Here is a 9,063-nt window from a genome sequence, read left to right as displayed (position 1 = left end):
GGGCGCCGTCCCGCTGACCGAGCTCTTCGGCGCAGGCCCGCCCGAGATGGGGTCGGACCTTCCCGGCGCCGTTGATTGGGTCAACGGCACTGCCTATGCGCTGTCATCGCTGCCGTTACCAGCCTTTGCGCCCACGGCGAAGATTGCAGAGCCAACGCATGGCCTCTTCGGACCTACGCCTTCCCCGACATTTTCATCGCTTGCGTCGTTGGACCCTGCGGCCCGGCACGATGATCGGATCTCCTCCGTGTCGGCCACTTTTGACGATCCGATCCATCCCATGATGCTGGATATCTGGCTGGAAACGCTGCTGGCCTCCCTGGGCCCAAGTGTCCTGCGCATGAAAGCCGTAATCTGGGCCAAAGGCTTCGAGACGCCCTTTGTCATGCATGGCGTACAGCACATCATCGACCCGCCCGTGCGGCTGCAAGCCTGGACGGGGGCTGATCGAAGAAGCCGGATCGTCCTGATTGGCCGTGACCTGCCGCGCGAAAGCTTGCGGGAAGCGCTTGATGTCCTGCGGACGAGACCAGTTAACCACCGCATCTGAGGTCGCGCCTCAAGTCGTTCGGCCCATATCCGCCATCCAAGTTGCGGCGGTCGCTGCAGTGCGGCTTCACCGAACCCGTCGTTCGTTCCTGTCGCGGCGAAACTCGCGACGAGGTGTCTGCCGTGCGGACTCTCTCGGAATCAGTTCAACTGCTGCCTTGACCCGCGAAAGGTCTGCCGGAGGCTGGCTGACGTTGGTTTCGCAGCCAAATCCCCTTGCTTCCAGAACTTCCTAGAAGTTGGCTTCGGCGGGCGCGATGTTTCTGTTATGGCGGAGGGCCTTGCTGTTCTTGCAGGAATGCGCACAACTCGCTCGCATAGCGGCCATAGGTGCCCGGGCGGTAGCATAGCGCGAAGACAAGCTCTGGCACGTCGCCCTCGATTTCGAGAGCAACAATCATATCGCGCGCCACTTGGGCGGCGGGGCCGATTGCAAGCCCGAGGCCAAATCCGGCCGCGACCATGCGCGCCACGGCGAGTGATGTCGTCATCTCATGCGGCATGACCGGCTCCACCCCTGCGGCGCGACACATCGCGATCAGGCGGTCATAGATGACGGGTCCGATGTCCCGCGACGTCAGGATCAGTTTTTCGCCTTCGATATCGGCAATCCTGACCGAAGCCTTGGACGCCAGTCGGTGACCATGAGGTACCAGCAACCGGTAGGGTTCGCGAAACGCTTCGATAGTTTCGATCCCCGGTGTTGAAACCGGTGTGTGCAGGACCGCCAAATCCACCGCACCGCTGAGGACATCGCGTTCCAGATCGCCCGACAAACCTTCGTGAACGCAGAGCTGCAACGCCGGGTGGCGGTCCGACAGCCGTTTCAGCGCTTCCGGCACCCCGGCCATCGTCGCAATGAAGGTGACGCCAAGATCGAGCCGCTCGGCCTCGCCGTTCCTGATGCGGGCAGCGGCGCGGAGGGTCACGTCGCTTTGCGCGATCAGGCGCTCTGCATGCGGCACGAAGTGGCGGCCCTGTTCGGTCAAACGAAAGCGCCCGCCGATGCGGTCGAACAGGCGAAAGCCCAATTCATCTTCCAGACGCTGCAGGCGCACCGTCAGGGCTGGCTGGGTCAGAGCCAGCGTTTTCGACAATTGGCGCAGCGTTTTGCCTTCAGCGATCGCGATGACAGCGGCGAGCGTCTTGATGTCCATCATGGGTTGATAAATCCCGTCTATCGGAAACGACGATCTTTCTATTTTTCATTATCACTTTGCGGAACGACAATCGAGGCTGACCTCACAACTCGGAGAAAGCGAATGAAACGTCGCGAATTGATTCTGGCAACAACGGCTGGTGCGGTCGGCGCAGCCCTGGCGGCTCCCGCCTTGGCCCAGGGGGCCCTGCAGTGGCGGCTCTCATCGACTTGGGCGCCGAATTTTCCATTCCAGTTCGCGGCAGCCGAACGCATTGCGCGCCGTTTGACCCAGCTCAGTGGCGGCAGGCTTACGATCGAGGTGATGAATTCGGTCGATCTCGGGTCCAACCAGCAGAGGTTTGATGCGGTGCGCAGTGGTGAGGTGCAGATGTACCGGTCGCTATCCTATAACTGGCGCGATCTCTCCATCGGTTTCTTTCCGTTCTTCGTAATGCCCTATGGCTTTACGGAAACCGAGGTCGGCGCGTGGATCCGAAACCTGGGAGGCCAGGCGCTGTGGGACGAATTCTATGCAGGTTACGGCCTGAAACCCTTTCTGGCAGGCGCGCTCGGCGCGCAAGCCTTTGGCTTTTTTCCCCGCGAGTTGCAGTCCGCAGCGGATTTGACCGGCTTGCGCTATCGCACCACAGGCAGCACGGTCGCAATCGCCAATGCTGCAGGGATGCGCGCTGTCGATCTGCCGCCCGCCGAGATAGGGCCTGCGATGGAGACGGGCGAGATCGACGCGTTTGAGCTGGTGGGACCGGCGGTCGACCTGGCTTTCGACGTGCACAGGCTTGCGCCCTACTACTATTGGCCGGGCTTTCATCAACCGTCAGGCGCTGTTGAACTCGTGGTCAACTTGGACGCGTTTGAAGGCTTGCCTGATGACCTTAAGCTGTTGGTGCAGACGGTGGCCGAGGCTGATCATCACCAGAATGCGCACGAGGTCTATGCGGCGAATGCACTGGCGCTTGGGCAGATGACGTCACAGGACGGCGTTCAGGTGCGGCGCGTTCCCGACGCAGTCCTGACGCATCTGGCAGCGGCGACGAACGAGGTTTGGTCGGCCCTGTATGACAGCACGGCGGGCATTGAACGGCGCATCCTGGATTCGTATCTGGCGGCACGCACGACGCTGCAGCAATGGTCTGCGATCACTGACCGCGACTACTTGTCGGCGCGTGCCTTTGCCGAGCCTCACATCGCATTGTGAGGCACTTCCGCGGTGTGCCGACCGACACCGGCCGAGGCTGTGTGAAAACTCGAATCTCGGGAATTCGAGAGGAACTGTTTCCCGCCAAGTGCGCCATCGCCCCTCCAACTCAGAACAACCTCTCCATTGTGCCGCTGTGTGGGAATGTCTTTCCGAGGAGCTGGTGCCTCAAGCGAGTTTCCACACGCCCTCGGCCCTTAGCGGCCATTCATGTAGCGACCGTTGTGGCAGTGCAGCTTCCCCGAACCGGTCATTCGACCTTATCCATGCTATCATGGGACATCAGCGCAGTGTTGGTGTCGGGCGGGTTTGGCGGACGGAGGAAAAGCCATGTCCGCAATTCAGCTTCCTATCGTTCGTCCAATAGCCCCGGCCTGGAACAAGGGCCGGATCATCGGTCAGAAACGGCCGCTTCTGCCCAAGCATGTTTGGGCGATCCGGGTGCGGCTCGAGATCGCGGACAACATCCGTGACCTCGCCCTCTTCAACATGGCCATCGACTGCAAGCTGCGGGGCTGCGACCTCGTCCGGCTCAAAGTCCGAGACGTCTTCGTCTCGGGTCACATGAAAGAGCGGGCCTCAGTCCTGCAGAGCAAGACCCAGCGGTCCGTCCAGTTCGAGATCACCGAACAGACCCGCAAAGCCGTCCAGCGCTGGATCGAAAGCCCGGCGATGTTCGGCTGCGACGATCTTTGGCCAAGCCGCTTTCACGGTAGCCCGCATCTTTCGACTCGGCAGTATGCGCGCATCCTCCGGAATTGGGTGATTTCGATTGGGCTTGAGCCAAGTGCTTATGGCACGCATTCGATGCGCAGAACGAAGGCTGCACAAATCTATAAGAAAACCGGGAACCTAAGGGCGGTTCAACTCCTTCTCGGCCACACCAAGATGGACAGCACAGTGCGTTACCTCGGGATCGAGCTTGAAGACGCGCTGGAGATATCGGAGGGCGTCGAGATCTGATCAGTCAATTAGGCTGATATGCCTCCTTTGCGGCGCCTGTTCGGATGTAGCCGCAGGCGATTGGACCTTGGCTGCAAGAAGTCTACGCATAGTTATTCCTTTCCTAATGTGCCGGGAGGAACGGTCTGACTCAGTGCTCTTATCCCTGCTGGGTTACATTTCCTTGGTCGAACGTCAGCCTCTGATCGATCCCCTTCAGCCCAGATTACCGTTGCCCTTTGCAGCTTGACTCGGTGCCAGCCCGAACTTGCGCCTGAAGTCGCGGCTGAAATGGGTCGGGCTTTCGTAGCCCACGGCATAGGCGGCTTCCGACACGCTTTGCCCCTGTTCAGCCACCAAGGCGCGGGCGGTGATCATCCGCAGATCCTTCTGGTACTGCAGCGGCGTGGTCCCTGTCACGGCCTTGAAGTGCTTGTGGAACAAGGTCGCACTCATGCCTGCTGTTTTCGCTAGCTCGGGCAGCGAAATCGGCAGTCGAAAGTCGGAGCGCAGCCGGTGACTGGCCCGGGCACTTCGGCTGGCGTGGCTGTCGGCCGACAGGAGGCTCCGCAGCATCCCCCCTGCGGGCGAGATCAGCAGGCGATAATGGATTTCGCGCAGTATGGAAGGACCCAGAACCTTTGCGTCAAGCGGCTTGTCCAGGAGGTCGAGGTAGCGCCGAAGCGGCGCAAGCCAGGCAGGGTCCGTCTGTCCGGCAGCAAGCGACCGGTCGGAGGCTTCGTGTACGGTGACATCGGTCACCTCATCATGGAGGCTGTGGACGAGCACCAGATCAAGCGCGAGGATCACCGCCAGATAGGGTTCCTGAGGGCTTGCTTTCGTGATCCGGGATTGGACCGGAAGGTGGTGACTGACGATCAGAGCGTCGCCCGGCCCGACATCGGCGACCTGGTCGCCGATCCACGTGACTTTCCGTCCCTGAAGGATCAGGCAGACGACAGGTTCATACACGACCGCCTCGATCTCGCTTTCTGTCTCGCGCCGCAGAACCGTCAGCCCCGGTAGCCCGTGACCAATAATCCCGCTTTGATTCAAGTGGCGTAGACTCGAGTCGATTAGCGGCGCAAGGTCTATCAAAGGGCCAAGGTCCATCTCCGTTTCAGTTCCGAGATCGAATAACAGACCCACCAAATCCTTGCATCCGTTTCAGCGCAGATGCGCAGGATTTGGCATACATTGTGCAGGATGCGGCAGGCTTGGCCTAGGGTCGACCGCTATATCCTGCAGGTAGAGTTCGACTGCAAGAAAGTCTCGCATGTCCTCGATCCAGACACAGTTTCTCGATCTGACCGCCCGCCATGACGTCTATGACGCGATCGACCCGGCAGGGGCGTTGGCGGGCAGCGCTGATGGTAAGGTCGTCTTCATTTCTGGTGCCTCGCGCGGCATCGGCCAGGCGACGGCTGTCGCCTTTGCCCGGGCCGGCGCGAGGGCGGTCTATCTGACTGCAAGGTCCGAAACCGCGCTGCAGGAGACCGAAGCGCTTGTCCAACAGGCCAACCCCCTGACGCTTTGCGCCGTGGCCGTTTGCGACGTCACGGTTGCGGCGGAAGTCGAAGCAGCAGTCGCCGACTGCATCGCCCGTTTCGGGGTCATTGACGTTGCCGATGCCAATGCCGGCTACCTTGGGCCATGGGTCAAGATCGGCGAGTCCGATCCGAAAGGTTGGTGGTGGAACTGGGAGGTAAACGTTCGGGGCGTTTATCACGTGATCCGCTACACGGTGCCCCATTTGGTAGCTTCGGCCAAAGCCGCTGCGGACTCAGGAAAAAGCGGCGGCCACCTGATCTTGCTGTCCTCGATCGGCGCGCAGCTTTTGATGCCGGGGGCCTCGGACTATCAGACCGCAAAGCATGCGATCAACCGGTTGTGCGAATTCGTTCAGGTCGATCACGGGGACGACGGGATCAAGTGCTTTGCCCTGCATCCGGGCGGGGTTTCGACCGAGCTTGGCCGCAACATGCCAGAGGCGATGCATGCCTATCTGGTCGATGACCCGGCACTGGCCGCAGGTTTTGCCGTCTGGCTCAGTTCGGGAAAGGCGGATTGGGCGACGGGTCGATATCTGAGCGCCACTTGGGATGTCGAGGAGTTAACCGCGCTCAAGGGTCGGATTCTGGAAGAGGACTTATTGGTAAACCGTCTGCGCACCCGGGCGTGACGCCTTTGGTTTGACGGCACCTGCATATGTCGCAACTGGAGATAAAACGATGATGCAAATTCAAGCTAGGATAAGCCTGAAGGCGGTATTGATCGCCCTGACCGCCGCCTCGCCTGCATTCTTCACGGCCGATCTTGCCCGCGCGCAGACGGAAAACCCATCGCAGCATGCCCAGATTGCCGGTGTGACCGAGATCACCCAGAACCTCGTGTCGCCATGGGGGCTTACCTTTCTGCCCGATGGTTCGGCGCTCGTCTCGTCGCGCGATACGGGGGATATCCGCCGCATCGATCCGGCAACGGGGCAGCATCAGTCAGTTGGCATCGTGCCGGATGTGGTTTCCGGCAACGATGCTGGGCTCTTGGGGCTCGCCGCCTCGCCCGCTTTTGCCGACGACCGAACGGTGTTTGCCTATTTCACCACAGCAACCGACAACCGCGTCGTTGCGCTGGAATTCGCTGAAGACGTTGGTTCCTTCGAAGTGGCCAGGGTTGTGCTGGGCGACATTGCCGCTGGCAACGGACATCAGGGCGGTCGCCTTGCGTTCGATACCGCCGGCAACCTTTGGGTGACGACCGGAGACGCGTTAGAACCTGACCTCGCGCCAGATCCCGGCAGTCTTAACGGCAAGATCCTGCGCATTCGGCCCGACGGGTCGATCCCGGATGGAAACCCGTTTGACAGCCCGGTCTTCAGCATCGGCCACAGGAACGTTCAGGGCATTGCCTTTGGCCCCGACGGCAGTGTTTACGCATCGGAATTCGGAGAGACGTCACAGGATGAAGTGAACGGGATCCTTGCCGGCCAAGATTATGGCTGGCCGGAAAGCGAGGGGCTTCTGGGCGGCACAGGCACCCCACCCATCTTTACATTTGCGACGGAAGAGGCGTCACCTTCGGGCATCGCCTATGCCGCGGGCTCGTTGTGGATGGCGAGCCTGAGGGGTCAGCGACTGTGGCAAATGCCCGTGTCGAACGGCCAACCAACAGGTGAGGCAATCGCGCATTTCGTCGGTGAGTATGGCCGCTTGCGGACTGTCGAGGTCGCCCCCGATGGCGCGTTGTGGGTAGTGACGTCGGAAACGGATGGTTTCGGCTGGGCCGGTGCCTCGCCAACCGATGGGGATGATCGAATTCTACGGATTGAACTCGTGGCGCCGTGATCCCGCGCCTAAGCGCCAACGTTCCGGTTCGTTGGTGAATTGCCGTTCTGCGGCCACTGCGGTCACTGCAGCTACCTTGTCTACCGCTGGGAATGAAACGCCTGTAGCCAAAATAGGAGAAGATGCCATGGCGAGAACGTTAAGGATAAACGGTCAAGAACACGTCGTTGATGCTCCAGATGAAATGCCCCTTCTGTGGGTACTGCGTGACAAGCTTGCGATCACCGGCACCAAGTTCGGCTGCGGTGTCGGCATTTGTGGCGCATGTATGGTGCATGTGGATGGTGTCCCGACGCTTTCATGCCAGCTCTCGGTTGCAGATGCCGAGGGTGGCCAGATCACCAGCATCGAAGGCATTGAAGGTAAGGTGGCCGAGGCGGTTCAGGGCGCTTGGCGCGACCTTGATGTTGTTCAGTGCGGCTACTGCCAGCCGGGACTGATCATGACAGCGGTTGGGCTTCTTTCCACGAACCAGAAGCCAACTGATGCCGACATCGACGATGCCATAAGCGGGAATATCTGTCGTTGTGCGACCTACGTGCGGGTCAAAGCGGCGATCCACGAAGCAGCCAAGCGAATGGAGGCCTGAGCCATGAAGATCAACACATCACGCCGGGGTTTTCTGCAAGGTGCCGCCGCAACTGTCGGGGCACTTATGGTCGGGCTCGATGCGAAGGGCGTTTGGGCGCAAGCCTCGACTGACTTCATGCCAAACCCGTTCGTCAAGGTGTCACCAGACGGCATCGTTACGGTGATCCTTAAGCACTACGAGATGGGACAGGGCGTCACCACCGGTCTTGCCACTTTGGTCGCCGAAGAGATGGATGCAGACTGGGCCAAGGTTGCGGTCGAGTTCGCGCCTGCCGACGTCTCGAAATACGCCAACACCATCTTCGGTGCGCAAACGACGGGCGGGTCAACCTCCATGGCGAACTCCTACATGCAGTATCGTGAGGCAGGATCAGTTGCGCGCCAGCTGCTGGTCGCCGCCGCAGCCCAGCAATGGGCTGTGCCCGCGGGCGAGATCACGGTTACCAATAGCATAATCCAGCATGGTGAGCGGACAGCGGGCTTTGGCGAGATGCTGCCGCATGTGCCAGCCGGATTGGACATCGCGCCTGCGGTCAAGGACCCGTCGACCTTTACCCTGATCGGCAAGGACCTTTTGCCGCGCAAAGACAGTTCTGCCAAGATCAACGGCACTGCGATCTTTGCGATGGACGTCCGCGTGCCCGACATGGTCTACGCCGTCATTCTGCGCTCACCCCGGTTCGGTGGCACACTTGTATCGTTCGATGACAGCGCGGCCCGCGCCGTGCCGGGCGTTCTGGACGTAAAGCAGATTCCCATCGGCGTCGCCGTCATCGCGAGTGACACGTGGTCAGCAATGCGTGGTCGCGACGAATTGTCCGCTGAGTGGGATTTCGCGGCAGCCGAAAACCGCTCGTCGGAGGAAATGGAGGCCGAGTATGTTGCGACCCTTGCCGAGGACGGCCTTGTCGCCCGCAATGACGGCGACGTCTCTGCAGCCCTGTCTGGTGCTGCGAATGCAATCGATGTCGAGTTTCACGCCCCCTTCCTTGCCCATGGGCCGTTGGAAGCTGTGAACTGTGTTCTGCAGATCAAGGACGGCAAGGTCACCATCTGGGACGGCGCGCAAGGCCCCACCACCACCCAGATGGCAGTCGGCGGCTTAACCGGTGTCGGCCAGGACAATGTTGCTATCAACACTGTCTATGCTGGCGGCTCATTCGGCCGGCGTGGGAGTTTTCTAGCCGACTATCAAGTTGAAGCGGCCATGGTAGCAATGGCGCTTGGCGATGGCAGGCCGGTAAAACTTGTTTGGACGCGTCAAGATGACATCAAGGGCG

General features: G+C 60.6%; 9 protein-coding genes and 1 pseudogene. 7 read left to right on the top strand and 3 right to left on the bottom strand.

All coding sequences use genetic code 11. The annotated features are described in order from the left end of the window. Window positions 1-550 (top strand): GTP-binding protein (locus ACRCSW_RS04500; protein WP_438702946.1); only part of this gene is annotated, 550 nt, incomplete at its 5' end. A gap of 265 nt (window positions 551-815) precedes the next feature. Here the strand turns inward: ACRCSW_RS04500 and ACRCSW_RS04495 are convergent. Further along, the gene (locus ACRCSW_RS04495; protein WP_438702947.1) at window positions 816-1,514 is read right to left on the bottom strand and encodes a LysR family substrate-binding domain-containing protein; all 699 of its coding nucleotides are present in this window, start codon (window positions 1,512-1,514) and stop codon (window positions 816-818) included. Window positions 1,515-1,580: 66 nt separating this feature from the next. Beyond that, window positions 1,581-1,706: pseudogene (locus tag ACRCSW_RS04490) on the bottom strand (LysR family transcriptional regulator); the annotation flags it as partial. Window positions 1,707-1,811: 105 nt separating this feature from the next. Between ACRCSW_RS04490 and ACRCSW_RS04485 the strand changes: the two are divergent. Next, window positions 1,812-2,906 carry a TRAP transporter substrate-binding protein gene (locus tag ACRCSW_RS04485; protein WP_438702945.1) on the top strand — a complete coding sequence of 365 codons (1,095 nt, stop codon included), beginning with the start codon at window positions 1,812-1,814 and terminating at the stop codon, window positions 2,904-2,906. Between the two features lie 330 nt (window positions 2,907-3,236). Continuing rightward, entirely contained in the window at window positions 3,237-3,869 is a 633-nt protein-coding gene (locus tag ACRCSW_RS04480) for a tyrosine-type recombinase/integrase (RefSeq protein ID WP_438702943.1), read from the top strand. Window positions 3,870-4,064: 195 nt separating this feature from the next. On the opposite strand, the gene ACRCSW_RS04475 is transcribed toward ACRCSW_RS04480, so the two are convergent. Continuing rightward, window positions 4,065-4,961, bottom strand: coding sequence for an AraC family transcriptional regulator (locus ACRCSW_RS04475; RefSeq protein WP_438702941.1), 897 nt, complete (start codon window positions 4,959-4,961; stop codon window positions 4,065-4,067). A gap of 163 nt (window positions 4,962-5,124) precedes the next feature. On the opposite strand from ACRCSW_RS04475, the gene ACRCSW_RS04470 reads away from it, so the two are divergent. The 4 genes from ACRCSW_RS04470 to ACRCSW_RS04455 form a co-directional block, all read left to right on the top strand. Further along, on the top strand, window positions 5,125-6,030 hold the full coding sequence (locus tag ACRCSW_RS04470) for an SDR family oxidoreductase (RefSeq protein WP_438702939.1): 906 nt from the start codon (window positions 5,125-5,127) through the stop codon (window positions 6,028-6,030). Window positions 6,031-6,079: 49 nt separating this feature from the next. Continuing rightward, window positions 6,080-7,192, top strand: coding sequence for a PQQ-dependent sugar dehydrogenase (locus ACRCSW_RS04465; RefSeq protein ID WP_438702938.1), 1,113 nt, complete (start codon window positions 6,080-6,082; stop codon window positions 7,190-7,192). Window positions 7,193-7,319: 127 nt separating this feature from the next. After that, window positions 7,320-7,781 carry a (2Fe-2S)-binding protein gene (locus tag ACRCSW_RS04460; protein WP_438702937.1) on the top strand — a complete coding sequence of 154 codons (462 nt, stop codon included), beginning with the start codon at window positions 7,320-7,322 and terminating at the stop codon, window positions 7,779-7,781. Window positions 7,782-7,784: 3 nt separating this feature from the next. Beyond that, window positions 7,785-9,063: molybdopterin cofactor-binding domain-containing protein (locus tag ACRCSW_RS04455; RefSeq protein WP_438702935.1), on the top strand; the 1,279-nt coding region annotated here is incomplete at its 3' end.

This window comes from Tabrizicola sp. (genome assembly GCF_051645465.1).
Taxonomy (GTDB): domain Bacteria; phylum Pseudomonadota; class Alphaproteobacteria; order Rhodobacterales; family Rhodobacteraceae; genus Tabrizicola.
The sequence above is the reverse complement of the archived record's forward strand: the minus strand, read 5'-3'. Positions and strand labels throughout refer to the sequence as shown.